The organism is Bradyrhizobium sp. WBOS07, from assembly GCF_024585165.1.
GTDB lineage: Bacteria > Pseudomonadota > Alphaproteobacteria > Rhizobiales > Xanthobacteraceae > Bradyrhizobium > Bradyrhizobium japonicum_B.
Map to the genome: position 1 here is coordinate 4,607,501 of NZ_CP029008.1, position 18,060 is coordinate 4,625,560.

Genomic DNA, 18,060 nt, shown 5'->3' on the forward strand with positions numbered 1-18,060 from the left:
CCCTTGAGATCGTCGACGGTCTTGATCTCCTTGCGGAACCAGCCGCCCATCTGCGCACCGGTCGAGCCTGTCGGCACGCCGACGGCATTGTACTCCTTGAGGAGGTCGTTGAGCATGTCCTGACCGCCGTTCCACAGCAGCCAGGAAATGTGCTGGCGCGTGTTGAGGCCGAACGGCAGCGACGTGCCGAAGGTGAACGCCGGGTTCTTGCCCCAATAATAATACAGCGCGGTGTTGCCCATCTCGACGGTGCCGTTGGAGACGGCGTCGAGCACCTGCAGGCCAGGCACGAGCTCGCCGGCAGCAAAGGGCTGGATCTGGAAACGATTGTCGGTGATCTCGGCTACGCGCTTGCAGAAATATTCGCAGCCGCCATAGAGCGTATCGAGTGATTTCGGCCAGCTCGCGGCGAGCCGCCATTTCACCTCCGGCATCGATTGCGCGATAGCTGGCGCTGCGACTGCGCTTGCGGCAAGGCCCAGTCCGCCTGCCGTCAGGAATTTACGACGTTCCATGCGTTTCCCTCCTGTGATGCCGAGTCCTCGACGAGGGATCGCGGTCTTGACGCCGCTTTCGTCTTCGTCGCTGGCCGACGTTTCCTTATGTAGGTCCGAAATTCATTCCCGGATCGCAGGCAGCATGACCAAAGGGGAACCGCAAATCAAGCGCGCTTTGGTTGTGCCCTGGCAAGCCGGTCAATGCTGCGCTGCGAATGCAGTTTCCATGGCCTTGCGCGTCTTCACCGTTTCGTTGCCTGCATCGAATTCGACATCGCTCCAGCGCACCACCGCGCCATGGGCGACGTCATGTTTCAGCTTCACGCGATGGGCGAGTCCGATCGGCAAGGCGCCGGCCCTCAGGCTCGCAGCCGCCGGTACCAGCTTGCCCCACACCGTATAGCCCCCCTCGCCGTCGAGCATCTCGCCCGCGCGCAAATTCCGCTTGGCGACCGCCGCGACGTCGCCGCGGAAGCCGCTGGCCTGGCCGGTCGGCTCACCCCGCAGCGCGGCCGACAGCACCGAGATGTTCAGCTCGAGCCCGATCAGATGATAGGGCTTGTACATCGCAGCAAAGCGTCCGCTGGCGTCGGTCTTAAGGCCGTATTGCCGGAAGCAGTCGGCGGCATAATCGCTCGGAGCCTCCAGCACGACATAGACACCCCAGCGCAGGTCGCGGAACACCGGCCGGCCGTCGCGCTCGAGCGAGGAGACGACCTCGACCACGCCAGGTCGCTCCAGAACGCCGCCGCGCGAGCGCGGCCGCATGATGTGCGGCAGATCGTCGACGCCGCAGGGCGGAAACAGCAGGCCGTCCGTGGGCACGTCGAGCGCGCAGGCATTGGCGATCGCGGCCATCTCGATCGCCGATTTGGTGCCGTCGAGAAACGAGTTGAACATCTGCGGGTTCATGCCGGCCGACTGCGCCTCGCCTGCGGTCAGGCCGTAATGCTGCCAAACGCCGTCAGGCGTCACGTCGTGGTAGGCCGGCAGGTATTTCGTGCCTTTGCCGGCGGCGACGACGCGGAAGCCGGTGGCGCGGGCCCAGTCGACCATCTCGGCAGTGAGCGCCGGCTGGTCGCCATAGGCGAGTGAATAGACCACACCCGCCTTGCGCGCTTCCTCGGCGAGCAGGGGGCCCGCCAGCACGTCGGCCTCGACATTCACCATCACGACATGCTTGCCCGCGGCGATCGCGGCGCGCGCATGCTTGATGCCGGCCGCGGGATTGCCGGTCGCCTCCACCACCACGTCCATCGCACCGCCGGCAATGGCGCGCGCGCCGTCATCGGTGAACATGGTCGCGGCGATCCGCTCCGCGTCCCAGCCGACAGTGCGGCAGGCCTCGCGCGCGCGCTCGCGGTCGATGTCGACGATGACGGGCACCTCCAGCCCGGGCGTGTGCGGCACCTGCGCCAGAAACATCGAGCCGAATTTGCCCGCACCGATCAATGCGACCCGGACGGGCTTGCCGGCGGAGGCGCGGGCCTGGAGGAGGCGGAAGAGGTTCATGGGAATGTCCTGCTAAACTATCGTGTCCCGGACGCGGTGCAGCGTGAAACGCTGCTCCGCAGAGCCGGGACCCAGGAAGACTACAGGGAAACTAACCGGTGTGGCATGGGCCCCGGCTCTGCAGCGCGTCGTCAAGAGACGCTGCGCTGCGTCCGGGGCACGAGACCTCAGACTACTCCGCCGCCTGCCGCGGTGCACGGGCGAGCCGCAGCAGCGCGTCGTCGTCCACCGCCTTGATCGGGGTAAAGTCGCGATGGGCGATATAGTCCGGCCGCGTCGGGGTCCGGATGTAGTTGGAGACCGCGTTCAGCGTCAGATACACGATCTTGCGCGGATAGGGCGTGATGTTGCCGGCGGAGCCGTGCACGAGATTGCCGTGGAACATCAGCATGCCGCCGGGCTTGCCGGTCGGCGCGACGATGCCGCCCTGCTCGACGAGGCGCGTCACCGTCGCCTCGTCCAGCGTCCACAGCGGATAGGAGGTGGTGGCGAGGTCGTGCGAGGCCTCGAGATCGCCGGCGTTCTGGCTGCGCGGCACCAGCATCAGGGGGCCGTTGATCGGCATCACCTCGTCGAGGAAGATCGCGATGTTCATCGCCCGCGGCTCCGGCATGCCGTCGTCGCGCTTCCAGGTGCCGTAATCCTGGTGCCACTGCCAGACGTCGCCGGTGAAGGCTGATTTCGCGTTGATCTTGAACTGGTGCATGTAGACGGGCTCGCCGAACAATTGTTCGACCGGCTCGATCATGCGCGGATGCGCCCCGAGGATGCCGAACGCCTCGTTGTAGAGATGCGCGGCAAAGGCCGTGCGCGGCGCGCCGCTCTTCTCGCGCCAGACCTCCGGCCGGTTGGCATCGTAGATGCCGACCGCCTCGCGCGCCAACAGATCGACCTCCTCTTGGGTAAACAGCTCGGGCAGGAACAGCCAGCCCTCGCGGTGGAAGAACTCCAATTGCTCCTGAGACAGTCTCATGGGTCGTCCTCCTTGGCTTGTTATTTGTTGTCTCTCTCTCGTCATGGCCGGGCTTGACCCGGCCATCCACGTCTTGGCGTCACGTTCAAAAGAACGTGGATGCCCGGCTCAAGACCGGGCATGACGGAGCGGTGCCACTACGCCGCCGCCTCGTCGCTCGCCCTCAACCTCTCCTCGGTCATCCGCCCCGCCGTTTGCGCATGCGCCAGCGCGGCGCGTTCGGCCGCGCTCGCATCGCCTGCGAGAATATGCCCGGCGATGCCGGCGTGCTCGGCCCAGGCGCTGCCGCGATAGTCGAGCTCCGACAGCACCGTCGCCATCGAGCGGCGCATATGCGGCCATTGCGGCGCGATCGTCGCCTCGATCACGGGATTGCCGGCGAGCTGATAGATCGCGCGGTGAAAATCGACGTCGAGCACGATGAGTTCGGCCAGGGGCGTCGCGCTGTCGATGCGGCCTCCGGCGGCCAGCGCCGCTTCCAACCGCGCGCGGCCGGCCGCGTCGGATCCCGCGCGTCGTGCCGCGAGCCGGGCCGCCAGCGCATCGATCGCGCCGCGCACCTCGTAGAGCTGGCGGATGCGTGCAGGGTCGAGCTGGGTGACCTCGAAGCCGCGCTTGCCGCTCTCGGCGACGAGGCCCTGCCGGTGCAAGAGATGCAGCGCGTGCGACACCGGCTGGCGCGACACGCCGAGCTTGTCGGCGAGCTCGTTCTGGCGGATCCGTCGGCCGGGCTCGAGCGTCCCGTCGGAGATCGCCTCCAGGATGCGCGCATAGACTTGGTCGATCAGGTTCGGGAGCGGGTCGAGAGGGATCACGCCGGCAGCTCCGAAAGGCAAAAGGGAATACGGAATTCCGTATTCGAAGGTATGCTCCGACAGGTGGGCCCGTCAAGCGGTATCGGAGGGTGACGCAACGCCCTGTCGGGCACTGGCTAAGCCTTTGATATCTCTAGGCCCGTCTACTGTGCATGGGGTTGTTTTCGCGAAATCGCGTTCGGCCTCAGCCCTCCAGCACCTCGACCCCCAGCGCAGCGAGCCGCTCCGCATCAGCCAGGGCCTCGATCCCGGCAATACGGTCGTTCTTGAATGTCACGCGCACCGCGATGCGCAGCTGCCCGCCGAGGATGACGGCAACGCCGATCTCGCCGTCGACCAGCGCGGTCCGCGCCGCCTTGGCACGGCCTTTATAGAGCTGCGCGACCGCATCCGCGCCGCGGATCTCAGCCAGCGTGCCGAGCCGCATCGCGGCCTCGTCGGCGCGGAAGACGACGTCGGGATCGAGCACGGCCAGCAGCCCTTCGAAATCGCCCTCGCGCGATGCCTTGAGGAAGGCATCGACGATTGTGCGCTGGCGTGACAGGTCGGTCTCGGGCACCGGCGCGCCCTGCACGCGCCGCCGCGCCCGGCTCGCGAGCTGCCGCGACGCCTCGACCGAACGGCCCACGATCGGCGCGATCTCCTCGAACGGCACGGCGAACATGTCGTGCAGCACGAAGGCGAGCCGCTCCGCAGGCTGCAGCGTTTCCAGCACCACGAGCAGCGCCGCGCCGACGGAGTCGGCCATCTCGGCCTCGCGCAGCGGCGTCTCGTCGGCCGTCTCCGGCACATGCGGGCCCATCGGCTCTTCCTTGCGCGATTTCCGTGCGCGCAGCATGTCGAGGCAGATGCGCGCGACCACGGTGGTCAGCCAGCCGCGCAGATTCGCGATATCGGACATGTCGTAGCGGCTGACCCGCAGCCAGGCCTCCTGCACGGCATCGTCGACCTCGGCGCGGGAGCCCAGCATCCGGTAGGCGACCGCGCGCAAATGGTCCCTGCTGGCCTCGAACTGTTCAGTGAGAAGATTTTGCTCGGTCATCGGTCACATTCCCTCGTCGCGATCCGTCATGCCCATGACGAAGCCGATCCGGCCGGTGTGACCGGAACCTTCGAAATTCGAGCGATGGAGACGAACATGATGCACGCCCGCATGAATCACCCCGTCATGGTCCTGCCCGAGGCCATGAACCTCCTGCAGTCCCTCGGCAGCCTGACCAAGCAGGGCCTGCCGGAAAAGCTTCTGGAACTGGTGCACCTGCGCGCCAGCCAGATCAACGGTTGCAGCGTCTGTGTCGACATGCATCCCAAGATCGCCCGCAAGCTGGGTGAGACCGACGAGCGCCTGTTCGCCGTGTCTGCCTGGCGCGAGGCGCCCTATTTCACCGACGCCGAGCGCGCCGCGCTGGCGCTGACCGAGGCCGTCACCCGTCTCGCCGATCGCGAGGATCCGGTGCCGGATGCGGTCTGGAGCGAGGCCGACAAGCATTACGACGAACGCGAGCTCGCCACGCTGATCCTGTCGATCGCAACCATCAACGTCTGGAACCGGCTGAACGCAACGGTCAAGATGCCGGTTGGCGGGTGGAAAGCGTGAATTGCCGCGCCCTCTTCCCCGGTGGGGAGAGGGCGCCTACTCCGCCAAGAACCGGTTCACCACGTCGCCGAACTCCAGCGGCGCCTGCTCGAACATCCAATGGCCGGCGTTCGGAATCACCACCGTCTCAGCTCCCGCGATATGCGCGGCCAGTACGCGCCACAACACCGACAGGCTCCCTGTCGTGGCGCCGCCGCCGATCAGCAGCGTCGGCGTCCGGATCGCCTGCGCGTCTGCGAGCGTGTAGGGCCGACGCTGCTCGTTGATCTGGCCGAGCAAGGTCAGCGCGTTGTCGCGCAGCTGCTGCTTCGCCGCCGCCGGCACCCGCCGCCAGGCGCCGTCGCCTTCAATGCCCTCGTAGAAATTCTGCAGCGCGCCCTCGATGTCGCCGGCGCGGATCATCTCGACCGAGCGCGCGGTGCGCGCCGCCAGCGGCGGATGCGCAGGCGTGCCTTCGGGCACCAGCAGGCTGGCGTCGAGATCGCCACCGGGCTCGGCCAGCACCAGCTTTCGCAGCAGATCCGGCCGCGCCTGCGCCACGCGGAACGCGATGTGGCCGCCGCGCGAGTGGCCCATCAAATCGACCGGCCCGGGCTTCACCTGCTCGATGAAGGCGATGGTGTCCGAAACGTGCTGCGCCATCTTGTAGTCGTCGCCGACGGCGTCCCAATGCTCGGGGAAGAAATGCCGCAGGCTGACCGCGATCACGCGACGGGTCTTCGACAGCGGACCGAGCACCGCATACCAGGTGCGGAAATCTCCGAGCGTGCCGTGCACGCAGACCAGCGGCGGGCCGCTTCCGACCTCAAGATAGGCCATGTCGTAATCGTTGACGCGGAATGTCTGCATGATCAGCTCGCCAGAAAATCCAGCACCACTTCGGAATATCTCTGCGGCGCCTGCTCGAACATCGGATGTGTCGCGTTCGGGATGACCGCCGTCTTGGAATAGGGCACATGCGCGGCCAGCGCACGCAGCACTTTCGGCAGCAGGCCCTTGGTCCGCGCGCCCAGGACGAACAGCGTCGGCATCTTGATGGACTCCGCATCCGCCTTCGAGAACGGCGGACGATTGTCGCGGACCTGCCCGATCAATGTATAGGCGTTGTCGCGAAGGTTCTGCTTCACCATCGCCGGCAGCCGCGGCCACGTGCCGGCGCCTTCCAGCGTGTCGACGAAGACGGCGAGCCCGCCGTCGACATCGCCCGCTGCGATCTTCTCGGCCGAGGCCGTGAAGCGCGCCAGCAGCGGCGAGGGGCCGCCGACGTAATCGGGATCGAGGCTGGCATCGAGCTCGCCGCCGGGCTCCGCCAGGACGAGCCGTCGCAGCAGATCGGGGCGCTGCTGCGCGACGCGAAAGCAGATGTGCCCGCCGCGGGAATGGCCCATCAGGTCGACGGGACCAAGGTCGAGCTTCTCGATGAAGGCGATGACGTCCTGGACATGCTGGGCGATCGAATAGGTGTCACTGAGGCCGTCCCAGCGGTCGGGAAAGAAATGCCGCAGGCTGACCGCGATGGCCCGGCGCTGCTGCGTCAGCGGTCCGAGCACGCAGCCCCAGACCCGGAAGTCGTTGAGCGAGCCGTGCACGCAGACCAGCGGCGGCCGGCCCTTGTCGTCCCCCACGTCGAGATAGGGCATGTCGTAACCGTTGACGTGGAGGCTTTGCATGCGGGACTCGCGAGGCAGGCGGAACTCCTGTGCAAGATTCCCGGAAACCGGGTGGATCGCAACTATTTCCAAGCCTAGATTTGGGCCGAGATCACGATGGGGGCATGCGACGAGGACGCAAGCTCAGGAATCAAGCCATGACCGACCAGCATTTCGCCCTGTTCGACACCCGGATCGGCCTTTGCGCCATCGCCTGGGGCCCGCGCGGCATCAACGGCACGCAATTGCCGATGGGTGGCGAAGAGAAGATCCGCACCCGTATCAGCCAGCGCCACGCCGAGGCCACGGAGACCGAGCCGACCGCGGAGGTGCAGCAGGCGATCGACCGCATCACAAGACTGCTCGCGGGCGAGCCGGATGACCTCACCGACATTGCCCTCGATCTCGACGGAGTGCCCGAGTTCAACCGCGGCGTCTATGAGATCGCCCGCGCGATTCCGCCGGGCAAGACCATCACCTATGGCGATATCGCCAAGCAGCTCGGCGGCGTTCAGCTGTCGCGCGATGTCGGCCAGGCGCTCGGCCGCAATCCGTGCCCGATCGTGGTGCCCTGCCATCGCGTGCTCGCCGCCGGCAACAAGCCCGGAGGCTTCTCGGCCAATGGCGGCGTGGTGACCAAGCTGAAGATGCTCGAGATCGAAGGCGCGCTGGTGAACCACACGCCGAGTTTGTTTGATTGAGACGGCTTGCACTGACTTCGTAGGGTGGGCAAAGCGGAGCGTGCCCACCGAACCTATCGTCACATGGACAGGTGGTGGGCACGGCGCTTCGCGCCTTTGCCCACTCTACGAGATCGCGGGCTAAATCTTCGCTGCCGCCTTCGGCCAATATCGATCGCGCAGATGCCGCTTCACCAGCTTGCCGGTCGGCGTGCGCGGCAGCTCGGGCTCGAAATCGATCGTGCGCGGGCACTTGATGGCGGAGAGGCGGCTCTTGCAATAGGCGATCAAATCGGCCTCGAGCGCCTTGCCGGCGCGGCTCATGTCGTGCGGCTGCACCACCGCCTTCACCTCTTCGCCCATTTCTTCGTTCGGCACGCCGAACACCGCGACGTCGGCGACCTCAGGATGCGTGATCAGAACGTCCTCGGTCTCCTGCGGGTAGATGTTCACGCCGCCCGAGATGATCATGTAGGACTTGCGGTCGGTGAGATAGAGGAAGCCGTCCTTGTCGAGGTAGCCGACATCGCCGAGCGTCGACCAGCCCTTCGCGTTATAGGCTTTCTTCGTCTTCTCGGGATCGTTGTGATAGGTGAATGCGGGTGCGTCGGCGAAATAGACCGTGCCGATCTCGCCCACCGGCTGCTCCTCGTCGTTCTCGTCGAGGATCTTGACCTTGCCGACCACGGCGCGGCCGACGCTGCCGCGGTGCTCCAGCCATTGCTGCGAGCTGCAGACGGTGACGCCGTTGCCCTCCGATCCCGCGTAATACTCGATCAGGATCGGTCCCCACCATTCGATCATCTTTGCCTTGACGTCGACCGGGCAGGGCGCGGCGGCGTGAATGGCGCCTTTGAGCGTCGAGACGTCGTATTTGGTGCGGACCTCCTCCGGCAGCTTCAGCATGCGCACGAACATGGTCGGCACCAGCTGCGACTGGGTGACCTTGTACTTCTCGACCAGCTTCAGGAACTCTTCGGCGTCGAAGTGCTCCATGATGATGGAGGTGCCGCCGAGCACGATCGCCATCATGTTGAAGCGCAAGGGGGCGGCGTGATAGAGCGGCGCAGGCGACAGATAGATGCTGTCAGTGTTCATGCCGCACATGTCGGCGCAGAGTACGCGCAGAAGCGGGTTCGGCTCGTCGATCGCTTTACCTTCGAAGGCCTTCTTGACGCCCTTGGGCCGGCCGGTGGTGCCGGATGAATACAGCATGTCGTAGCCGGCGACCTCGTCTGCGATCGGCGTCGTCGGCTGCGCGGCGGCCTCCTTGTCGTAGGAACGGAAGCCGGGCAGCGGCTCGTCCATCATGTAGAAGATCGGCTCGCCGGCGGCGCCCTTGATCAGGCCCTCGATCTGGTCGGCGCATTTCGGGGTGGTGATCACGACCTTGGCGCCGCAATCGGCGATGATGTAGTCGATCTCGTCCTGCTTCAAATAGCGGCTGATCGCGGTGTAGTAGAGCCCGCTGCGCTGCGCGGCCCAGCACAGCTCCATGAAGGCGAGACGGTTCTCCATTAGCAGCGCGATGTGGTCGCCGGCCTTCAGCCCGAGCGAGCGGAACAGCTGCGCGCCCTGGTTCGAGAGCTCGTCGAGCTCGCGATAGGTGATTGCCTTGCCGGTCCCGGCCATCTGATAGGCGATCTTGTCGGGCGTGGTGCGGGCGTGGACGGAGGGGTGGGTCATTTGGTGCAGGTCCCGAGGCAAACGAGATGTCGTCCCCGCGAACGCGGGGACCCATAGTCACTGCAGTGAGTCGCTGAAACAGAATGTCGCCCCGGCTCGCCATAACCACAGCCTCCTGTGGTTATGGGTCCCGGCGTTCGCCGGGACGACACCGTTTGTGTGGCGACGTCTCAGCCTACAGCCGCTCCACGATCGTCACATTGGCCATGCCGCCGCCTTCGCACATGGTCTGCAGGCCGTAGCGCTTGCCGCGCTGATGCAGGGCGTGCACCAGCGTCGTCATCAGCTTGGTGCCGGAGCCGCCGAGGGGATGGCCGAGCGCGATGGCGCCGCCGTTGACGTTGAGACGCTCGGGATCGGCGCCGGTGGTCTTCAGCCACGCGGTCGGCACCGAGGCGAAGGCCTCGTTGACCTCGAACAGGTCGATGTCGCCGATCTTCATGCCGGCCTTCTCCAGCGCGCGCTTGGTCGCGTGCAAAGGCGCGTCCAGCATGATGACGGGATCGCCGCCCATCATGGTCATGTGGTGGACGCGCGCGATCGGCTTGACGCCGAGCTGCTTCAGGCCGCGCTCGTTCATCACCATGACGCCGGAGGCGCCATCGCAGATCTGGCTGGCGCTGGCGGCGCTGAGCTTGCCGTTCTCGGCGATCAGCTTGACGCCCTTGATGCCGTCGAGCGTGACGTCGAAGCGGATGCCTTCGTCGATATGGTGGGTGTCCTTGGAGCCGTCGGCGCGGGTGATCTCGAGCGGCACGATCTCTTTCTTGAAGTGGCCGGCCTGCGTCGCCGCGATCGCGCGTTGATGGCTGTCGTAGGAAAATTGGTCGAGCTCATCCTTGGAGAGGCCGTATCGCTCGGCCATCATCTCCGCGCCGGTGAACTGGCTGAAGACGATGTTCGGATACTTCTTCTCGATGCCCGGGCTCTTGTAATTGCCAAAGCCGTTCTTGGCCGGAAGCTGCGAGGACAGGCCCATCGGCACGCGCGTCATCGATTCCACGCCGGCGGCGATCACGACGTCCATGGCGCCCGACATCACCGCCTGCGCGGCGAAGTGCAGCGCCTGCTGCGAGGAGCCGCACTGGCGGTCGATCGAGGTGCCCGGCACGCTCTCCGGCAGCTTCGAGGCCATCACCGCGTTGCGCGCGACGTTGTTGGACTGCTCGCCGACCTGCATGACGCAGCCCATGATCACGTCCTCGACCAGGGCAGGATCGACCTTGGTGCGATCGACCAGCTCGTCCAGCACCTTCGCGGCGAGATCGGCCGGATGCCAGCCGGCGAGACGGCCCCCCTTGCGCCCGCCGGCGGTACGCGCAGCGGCGACGATGTAAGCCTCGGCCATGTCGGTTTCTCCCTGAATTCTTGATTGGAGTTGGGTGTCGGGGGCGGATTTAAGGGACGGGAGATCGTTTAGTCAATCGATCAATTAACTCTTGTGATGAGGCGCTGCTTGGGCTTATCTGCGCCCCGCTTCGAGCGGTGAACAGGGATCTTCCGTGGCTACCAGCGTACCGAACCGGCTCCCGAGCGGGAAGAATTCCACGGCGGAGAAATTGCTCGTGGCCGCGAGCGAGCTGATGATCGAACGCTCCTCAATCGAGATCTCGCTGTCCGACATCGCGCAGAAGTCGGGCGCCAACGCCGCGCTGGTCAAATATCATTTCGGCAACAAGGACGGCCTGCTGCTGGCGCTGCTGGCGCGCGATGCAGCGACCGAGATGTCCAACCTCGAATATCTGCTGGCGCAACCGATCACGTCGACGGCGAAGCTGAAGCTGCATATCGCCGGCATCATCCGCGCCTATCACCGGTTTCCCTATATGAACCGGCTGATCCATTATCTTCTGCACGAAACCAGTGCCGACTCTGCCGACGAAGTCTCGCAATTCTTCGTCGCGCCGCTGCTGGATTTCCACCGCCGCCTGCTCGCGGAGGGCGTCAGCCGCGGCGAATTCCGCGCCACCGATCCGGTGCTGTTCTACACCAGCCTGATCGGCGCCTGCGATCACCTGTTCTTCGGCCGGCACGCGATGTCCCGCGCGACCGGCGTCGGTCCGGTCACCGACGACGTCTGCCGGCAGTACATCAAGCACATGGAAACGTTGATCTGTGGCGGCATCCTCACGCAAGCCGGGGAAGCCGTTGCAGCCGGATGATCCGGCTGAACCTCTCAAAGTCTAGAGAAGAAACGTCCAAGGAAAGGTACAAGCGATGCAGTTGAAAGACGTAGCCGTTCTCATCACCGGCGGCGGTTCGGGCCTGGGCGAAGCCACCGCCCGCGCCATGGCGGCCAGGGGCGCCAAGATCGGCGTGATCGACCAGAACAAGGACAACGCCGAGAAGGTCGCTGCTGAAGTGAAGGGCATTGCGCTGCATGCCGACGTCACCAGCGAAGAGCAGATCAAGGCGGCAATCGCGAAAGCCGAGGCCGCACATGGTGTCGCCCGCGTGCTGATGAACTGCGCCGGCATCGGCGGCTCGCAGCGCATCGTCGGCCGCGACGGCGTCTATCCGCTCGAGAAGTTCGCGCGCATCATCAACGTCAATCTGATCGGCACCTTCAACTGCCTGCGTCTGTTCGCCGAGCGCCTCGTCACGATCGAGCCGGTCGGCGAAGAGCGGGGCGTCATCATCAATACGGCGTCGGTCGCGGCTTACGAAGGCCAGATCGGCCAGATCGCCTATTCGGCCTCGAAGGGCGGCGTTGTCGGCCTGACCTTGCCGGCCGCGCGCGATCTCGCCAGCCAGAAGATCCGCGTCAACACCATCGCGCCCGGCCTGTTCTTCACGCCGCTGCTGATGGGCCTGAACGAAGAAGCCCGCAAGAGCCTGGGTGCCCAGGTGCCGCATCCCTCGCGTCTCGGCGATGCCGCCGAATACGGCTCGCTCGCGGTGCACATCGTCGAGAACCCGATGCTGAACGGCGAGACCATCCGTCTCGATGGCGCCATCCGCATGGCGCCGCGGTAGGCTGTCTGTTTCTTACCCTCCCCTGGAGGGGGAGGGTCGATCGCGCGTAGCGCGAGCGGGGTGGGGTGATCTCTCCACTCGGGCAGTCTCGACGCGGAGAGACCGTCACCCCACCCCGTCTCACATAGCGCTGCGCGCAATGTGAGCCGACCCTCCCCCTCCAGGGGAGGGTAGAAGTCCGGCTCACGACTGATGCACGAGGCCCCCATGTCCCAACCGCTGCTGATCGAGCATGACGACGGCGTCGACCGGGTGACGCTCAATCGTCCTGAACACCTCAACGCGCTCGATCCTGCGCTGATCGACGCGCTCAACGACTATTTCCAGGGCCTCCAACGAAATCGCGACACCCGCGTGGTGGTGCTGAGGGGAGCCGGCAAGAATTTCTGCGCGGGCCTCGATCTCAAGGCGGCGATGGCGCGCCGTGCCGGGCAGCAGGAGCCGCCGGGCGTCACGGAATCGCTGGATTCGCAACGCCGCATCGCCGACATCGTGATGCTGATGCGGCGTTGTCCGCAGCCGATCCTGGCGCTGGTGCAGGGCGCGGCCGCCGGCGGCGGCTTTGCGCTGGCACTCGCCTCCGACATCCGCATCGCGACGAAATCGGCGCGGATGAATTGCGCCTTCATCAAGCTCGGCCTCGGCGGCTGCGACATCGGCACCAGCTACTTCCTGCCGCGCCTCGTCGGCGTCTCCGTCGCATCGGAACTGGTCCTCACCGGGCGCTTCATCGGAGCCGAGCGGGCGCTTGCGGTCGGCCTGGTCTCGGAGGTCGTGGACGAGGACAAGCTCGACGAAGCGGCCGAGCCCTATGTCGAGGCGATGATGACGGCTTCGCCGGTGGGGCTGCGCCTGTCCAAGGAATGCCTCAACATGAGCGTCGATGCCGGATCGCTGGAGGCGGCGATCGCGATGGAGGATCGCAACCAGGTCCTGTGCAGCCGCTCTGAAGAATTTTCGGAAGGCATCAGGGCCTTCCTTGAGAAGCGAAAGCCTGTCTATATCAAGCGCTGAGCCACCAAGATCCGTAAAGGACAATAATTCCGGGAGACGCAAAATGAGTGGAAGCGCGGCGGCTGTGATGACGAAGCCCGCCTTTCGCAAGGTCGAATGGCTCAAGCGCGACATCGACGTCGAGCGCCGCGCCGACGGCACGGTGGTGCTGAAGTCGCGCATTCCGCTGCAAGCTTACGAGACGCACATTCCGGCGTCGCTGGCGAAGTGGGCGAAGGAAGCGCCCGAGCGTATTTGGCTGGCGCAGCGCGGCGGCCCGAACCGCGAATGGCGCAAGGTGTCCTATGGCGAAGCCAAGCGTACCGTGGATGCGCTGACGCAAGGTCTGCTCAATCTCCGGCTCGACGGGCGGCCAGTCGCGATCCTCTCCGGCAATTCGATCGAGCATGCGCTGATGACGCAGGCCGCGATGCAGGCACGCTCACCCGCGGCGCCGGTGTCGCCGGCCTACTCGCTGATGAGCCACGATCACGTCAAGCTGAAGTACCTGTTCGACCTGATCAAGCCGGCCGTGCTGATGGTCCAGGACGGTCCGACCTTCGAGAAGGCGCTGAAGGCGCTCGATCTCTCCGGCGTCACCGTGGTGCACGTCGCGAGGCCCTGCGACGGCATCACGAGCGTCAGCTTTGCCGAGTTGGCGGCCACGCCGGTGACGAAGGATGTCGCGGATTCGATCGCAAGAATCACGCCGCAGACCGTCGGTAAGTTGCTGTTCACGTCGGGCTCGACCGGCATGCCGAAGGCCGTCATCAACACGCAAGAGATGATGTGCGCCAATGCCGCGATGATGATGCAGGTGCGGCCGCGCTCGCCTGACGGCCCGATCGCGACCATGCTGGACTGGATGCCCTGGAATCACACCATGGGCGGCAATGCGGCGTTTCATCCGATCCTGGTCGATGGCGGCACGCTCTATATCGACGACGGCCGGCCGATGCCGGGCCAGTTCGAGGAGACGCTGCGGAACCTGCGCGAGATCTCGCCGACCTATTACGCCAACGTGCCGGCCGGTTATGCCGCGCTCGCTGCCGCCATGGAGAAGGACGACGCGCTTTGCCGCTCGTTCTTCAAGAACCTGTCGATCATGGCCTATGGCGGCGCGCGGCTGCCCGACGATCTCTACGATCGCATGCAGGCCCTCGCCGTGAAGACCACCGGCGAGCGCATCGTGTTCTATACCGGCTGGGGTTCGACCGAGACCGCGCCGACCTCAACCGGCACCTATTGGGACACCGAGCGCGTCGGCCTGATCGGCCTGCCGTTCCCGGGGGTCGAGTTGAAGATGGTGCCGTGCGGCTCGAAATACGAGCTGCGCCTGCGCGGCGTCAACGTCACCCCGGGTTATTTCGGCCAGCCGGAGCTGACCAAGAAGATGTTCGACGAGGAAGGGTTTTACTGCATCGGCGATGCCGGCGTGTTCGTCGACGATGCCGATCCGGTAAAGGGCATCATCTTCGCGGGCCGCGTGGTCGAGGACTTCAAGCTCACCACCGGCACATTCGTGCATGTCGGCTCGCTCCGCACCGATGCGATCGCAGCCGCAACGCCTGTGGTGCATGACGCGCTGGTCGCGGGGCAGGATCGCGCCTTCATCGGCCTGCTGGCCTGGCCGAACCTGCATGCCTGCCGCCAGCTCGTCGGCAATCCTGATCTCAGCTTTGCCGACGCGGTGAAGCATCCCGAGGTGGTTGCCTGCTTCCGCCGCGGCCTGGAAGCTCATAATAAGGAATGCGAGGGCGCCAGCAGCCGCATCATCGCGCGCGCGATGCTGATGGTCGAGCCGCCCTCGATCGACGGCAATGAGCTCACCGACAAGGGCTACATCAACCAGCGCGCCGGCCTCGAGCGCCGCGCCGTGCTGGTCGAGCGGCTCTATGCGGACAGGCCGGATGGCGACGTGATCGTGCTGCGATGAGTGCGCAAGTCTCTCACCTCGTCATTCCGGGATGGCCCGAAGGGCCAGGCCCGGAATCCATAACCCCGGCTGGTGGTTATGGATTCCGGGCTCGCGCTACGCGCGCCCCGGAATGACGGCTCCAATGAACGACGAATAAACAAGGATAGCCCGCCATGAACTTCGACTTCTCCGACGATCAGAAGCAGCTCCGCGACCAGGCGCGCAAATTCCTCGCCGAGAAATGCTCGCCCAAGGCGGTGCGCGTGGTGCTCGACGGCAAGGCGCCTTACGACAAGGAGCTGTGGAAGGGCCTCGCCGAGATGGGCTTTCTTGGTGTCGCTATTCCCGAGGAGTTCGGCGGAGCGGGCGCCGGTCATCTCGAGCTCTGCGTGATCGCGGAGGAGATGGGGCGGGCCAACGCACCGGTGCCGTTCTCCTCGACCGTGTATCTTGCCGCCGAAGCGCTGCTGATAGCCGGCAGCGACGCGCAGAAGAAGAGATGGCTGCCGGCGATCGCCTCGGGCGAAGCCATCGGCACGCTGGCGCTGTTCGAGGGCAAGGGCAATCCGGCGCCGAAGAATGTCAAGCTCACGGCTGCGAACGGCGTGCTCAACGGGGTCAAGAAGCCGGTCGCCGACGGCGCCATCGCCGACTTCGCGGTGGTCGCCGCGCGCACCGGATCGAGCGGCCGCGACAACGACATCTCGCTGTTCCTGGTCGATCTCAAGGCGGGCGGCGTCGAGGTCAAGAACCTCACCAATCTCGATCCGACCCGCGGGCAGGCCGAGATGACCTTCAAGGACTGCAAGGCGGAGCCGCTCGGCGCGGCCGGGGAAGGCTGGAGCATCCTCACAGAGGTGCTCGACCGCGCCGCGGTGCTGTGTGCGTTCGAGCAGGTCGGCGGCGCCGATCGCGCGTTGGAGATGGGCCGCGACTACGCGCTCGACCGCATCGCCTTCGGCCGTCAGATCGGCTCGTTCCAGGCCGTCAAGCACATGCTCGCCGACATGTACGTCTCGGCGACGCTGGCGCGCTCCAACAGCTATTACGGCGCCTGGGCGCTCTCGACCAATGCCGCTGAGCTGTCGGAAGCTGCGGCCGCCGCGCGCATCAGCGCGACGCAGGCGTTCCAGCACTGCGCCAAGAACAACATCCAGGTTCACGGCGGCATGGGCTTCACCTGGGAGTTCGACTGCCACATGTACTACCGCCGCGCCAACGCCATGGCGCTGGGGCTCGGCAGCATGTCCTATTGGGAGGACCAGTTGATCGATCGCATGCGCAAGAAGAACGCGGCGTAAGCACAGATGCGTAGGGTGGGTTAGCTCTGCGGATGCGCGCAGCGCGATCCGTAGGGCGTAACCCACCATCGATCGGCGCGTTGGACGAAATTGGTGGGTTACGCCTTCGGCTAACCCACCCTACGAAGACAGAGAAGCACCATGAACTTCGACGACACCCCGCAGGAAGCCGAATTTCGCGCCACCGCCCGCGCCTGGATCGCGGCGAACGCGCCCAAGCAATACGAGGAAGAGCTGCGCAAATCCTCGCTCGGCCGCACCGTGCTCAAGAACGCCAATATCCTGGACGTCGCAAAGGCCTGGCAGAAGAAGAAGGCCGATGCCGGCTGGGCCTGCCTGCACTGGCCGAAGGAATATGGCGGCCGCGGATCCTCGCCGATCGAACGCGTGATCTGGTCGCAGGAAGAGGGGCCGTTCGGCCAGCTCTCCCGCATGTTCATCATCGGCCACGGCATGTGCGGGCCGACCATGATGGCGTTCGCGCGCGAGGAGCATAAGCGCACCTATCTGCCGCCGCTCGCCTCCGGCGAGAAGGTCTGGTGCCAGCTGTTCTCCGAGCCCGCCGGCGGCTCCGACGTCGCAGGGCTCCGGACGCGTGCGGAGAAGGACGGTGACGACTGGATCGTCAACGGCCAGAAGATCTGGACCTCGGGCGCGCATTATTCCGACTACGGCATCCTCTTGACGCGCACCGATCCGACCGTGCCCAAGCACAAGGGCCTCACCATGTTCTTCCTGGACATGAAGAGTCCTGGTGTCGAGGTGCGGCCGATCAAGCAGGCGAGCGGGGCCTCCGACTTCAACGAGGTCTATTTCACCAATGTCCGTATCCCCGGCCACCAGCGCCTCGGCGAGGTCGGCGACGGCTGGAACGTCTCGCTGACCACGCTGATGAACGAGCGCAGCGCGATCGGCGCGGCGGTCTCGACCGGATTCCCGGAATTGTTCGAATATTGCTCCAGCCTGATGCTCGATGACGGTCCTGCGATCGAGGATCGCGCGGTGCGCTCGAAGCTGGCGAACTGGGCGGTGAAGGCGAGCGGGCTGAAATACACCAGCATGCGCGCGATCTCGGCGCTGTCGAAGGGCGAGCGGCCGGGGCCGGAAAACTCCATCGGCAAGCTGGTGGCGGGCTCGATGATCCAGGACGTCGCGACCTACGCACTGGACCTGCAGGGTGCGAGCGGCGTGATTAGCGGCGAGGATGCGGAGCTGGCGGGCCGTTTTCAGGCCATGCTGCTGCGTGCGCCAGGAACGCGCGTCGAGGGCGGCACCGACGAGATCATGCGCAACATCATCGCCGAGCGGGTGCTGGGCCTGCCCGGCGACATCCGTGTCGACAAGGACGTGCCGTTCAACAAGATCCCGACCAAGGGAAGAGGCTAGAACCGTAGGGTGGGTTAGCCGAAGGCGTAACCCACCTCTTTCGTCTCGGCGTCAGCAGAAGTGGTGGGTTACGCTTC

17 protein-coding genes (1 of these 17 running past the window's edge) are annotated in these 18,060 nt (G+C 65.6%); 8 read left to right on the forward strand and 9 right to left on the reverse strand.

Annotated features, from left to right (window positions below):
• The 5 genes from DCM79_RS21955 to DCM79_RS21975 form a co-directional block, all read right to left on the reverse strand.
• On the reverse strand, nucleotides 1-515 hold the 5' end (the start) of the coding sequence (locus DCM79_RS21955; RefSeq protein WP_257176303.1) for a TRAP transporter substrate-binding protein. It extends 574 nt beyond the left edge of the window; 515 of the gene's 1,089 nt are visible here — the first part of the coding sequence; it begins with the start codon at nucleotides 513-515; the stop codon falls past the left edge of the window.
• Nucleotides 516-695: 180 nt separating this feature from the next.
• A complete protein-coding gene (locus DCM79_RS21960) occupies nucleotides 696-2,009 on the reverse strand; it encodes an NAD(P)H-dependent oxidoreductase (RefSeq protein WP_257176304.1) in 1,314 nt (437 codons plus the stop codon).
• A gap of 172 nt (nucleotides 2,010-2,181) precedes the next feature.
• On the reverse strand, nucleotides 2,182-2,982 hold the full coding sequence (locus DCM79_RS21965; RefSeq protein ID WP_257176305.1) for a phytanoyl-CoA dioxygenase family protein: 801 nt from the start codon (nucleotides 2,980-2,982) through the stop codon (nucleotides 2,182-2,184).
• A gap of 137 nt (nucleotides 2,983-3,119) precedes the next feature.
• Nucleotides 3,120-3,797 (reverse strand): GntR family transcriptional regulator, encoded by a 678-nt coding sequence (locus tag DCM79_RS21970; RefSeq protein ID WP_257176306.1) that lies wholly within the window; start codon nucleotides 3,795-3,797, stop codon nucleotides 3,120-3,122.
• Nucleotides 3,798-3,981: 184 nt separating this feature from the next.
• On the reverse strand, nucleotides 3,982-4,839 hold the full coding sequence (locus DCM79_RS21975; RefSeq protein WP_257176307.1) for a sigma-70 family RNA polymerase sigma factor: 858 nt from the start codon (nucleotides 4,837-4,839) through the stop codon (nucleotides 3,982-3,984).
• Between the two features lie 99 nt (nucleotides 4,840-4,938).
• Here DCM79_RS21975 and DCM79_RS21980 point away from each other — a divergent pair, with 99 nt between their 5' ends.
• The gene (locus DCM79_RS21980; protein ID WP_257180815.1) at nucleotides 4,939-5,394 is read left to right on the forward strand and encodes a carboxymuconolactone decarboxylase family protein; all 456 of its coding nucleotides are present in this window, start codon (nucleotides 4,939-4,941) and stop codon (nucleotides 5,392-5,394) included.
• 36 nt (nucleotides 5,395-5,430) lie between these two features.
• Here the strand turns inward: DCM79_RS21980 and DCM79_RS21985 are convergent, their stop codons facing one another.
• Together DCM79_RS21985 and DCM79_RS21990 are read right to left on the reverse strand one after the other, a co-directional pair.
• Entirely contained in the window at nucleotides 5,431-6,243 is an 813-nt protein-coding gene (locus DCM79_RS21985) for an alpha/beta fold hydrolase (protein WP_257176308.1), read from the reverse strand.
• A 2-nt stretch (nucleotides 6,244-6,245) separates the two neighbouring features.
• Nucleotides 6,246-7,064 carry an alpha/beta fold hydrolase gene (locus tag DCM79_RS21990; RefSeq protein ID WP_257176309.1) on the reverse strand — a complete coding sequence of 273 codons (819 nt, stop codon included), beginning with the start codon at nucleotides 7,062-7,064 and terminating at the stop codon, nucleotides 6,246-6,248.
• Between the two features lie 137 nt (nucleotides 7,065-7,201).
• On the opposite strand from DCM79_RS21990, the gene DCM79_RS21995 reads away from it, so the two are divergent.
• On the forward strand, nucleotides 7,202-7,744 hold the full coding sequence (locus DCM79_RS21995; RefSeq protein WP_257176310.1) for a methylated-DNA--[protein]-cysteine S-methyltransferase: 543 nt from the start codon (nucleotides 7,202-7,204) through the stop codon (nucleotides 7,742-7,744).
• Nucleotides 7,745-7,864: 120 nt separating this feature from the next.
• Here DCM79_RS21995 and DCM79_RS22000 read toward each other — a convergent pair whose 3' ends face one another.
• Together DCM79_RS22000 and DCM79_RS22005 are read right to left on the reverse strand one after the other, a co-directional pair.
• Nucleotides 7,865-9,409, reverse strand: coding sequence for an acyl-CoA synthetase (locus tag DCM79_RS22000; RefSeq protein ID WP_257176311.1), 1,545 nt, complete (start codon nucleotides 9,407-9,409; stop codon nucleotides 7,865-7,867).
• Between the two features lie 175 nt (nucleotides 9,410-9,584).
• Entirely contained in the window at nucleotides 9,585-10,757 is a 1,173-nt protein-coding gene (locus tag DCM79_RS22005; protein ID WP_257176312.1) for an acetyl-CoA C-acetyltransferase, read from the reverse strand.
• A 211-nt stretch (nucleotides 10,758-10,968) separates the two neighbouring features.
• On the opposite strand from DCM79_RS22005, the gene DCM79_RS22010 reads away from it, so the two are divergent.
• The 6 genes from DCM79_RS22010 (at nucleotide 10,969) to DCM79_RS22035 (ending at nucleotide 17,983) form a co-directional block, all read left to right on the forward strand.
• Complete coding sequence (locus DCM79_RS22010; RefSeq protein ID WP_257180816.1) at nucleotides 10,969-11,571, forward strand: TetR family transcriptional regulator; 603 nt, start codon at nucleotides 10,969-10,971, stop codon at nucleotides 11,569-11,571.
• A gap of 55 nt (nucleotides 11,572-11,626) precedes the next feature.
• A complete protein-coding gene (locus tag DCM79_RS22015; RefSeq protein WP_257176313.1) occupies nucleotides 11,627-12,385 on the forward strand; it encodes an SDR family NAD(P)-dependent oxidoreductase in 759 nt (252 codons plus the stop codon).
• 207 nt (nucleotides 12,386-12,592) lie between these two features.
• Nucleotides 12,593-13,399 carry an enoyl-CoA hydratase/isomerase family protein gene (locus DCM79_RS22020; RefSeq protein WP_257176314.1) on the forward strand — a complete coding sequence of 269 codons (807 nt, stop codon included), beginning with the start codon at nucleotides 12,593-12,595 and terminating at the stop codon, nucleotides 13,397-13,399.
• A gap of 43 nt (nucleotides 13,400-13,442) precedes the next feature.
• Nucleotides 13,443-15,314 (forward strand): AMP-binding protein, encoded by a 1,872-nt coding sequence (locus DCM79_RS22025; RefSeq protein WP_257176315.1) that lies wholly within the window; start codon nucleotides 13,443-13,445, stop codon nucleotides 15,312-15,314.
• Between the two features lie 155 nt (nucleotides 15,315-15,469).
• On the forward strand, nucleotides 15,470-16,597 hold the full coding sequence (locus tag DCM79_RS22030; protein WP_257176316.1) for an acyl-CoA dehydrogenase family protein: 1,128 nt from the start codon (nucleotides 15,470-15,472) through the stop codon (nucleotides 16,595-16,597).
• Nucleotides 16,598-16,738: 141 nt separating this feature from the next.
• Nucleotides 16,739-17,983 carry an acyl-CoA dehydrogenase gene (locus DCM79_RS22035; protein WP_257176317.1) on the forward strand — a complete coding sequence of 415 codons (1,245 nt, stop codon included), beginning with the start codon at nucleotides 16,739-16,741 and terminating at the stop codon, nucleotides 17,981-17,983.
• Nucleotides 17,984-18,060: the final 77 nt, after the last annotated feature.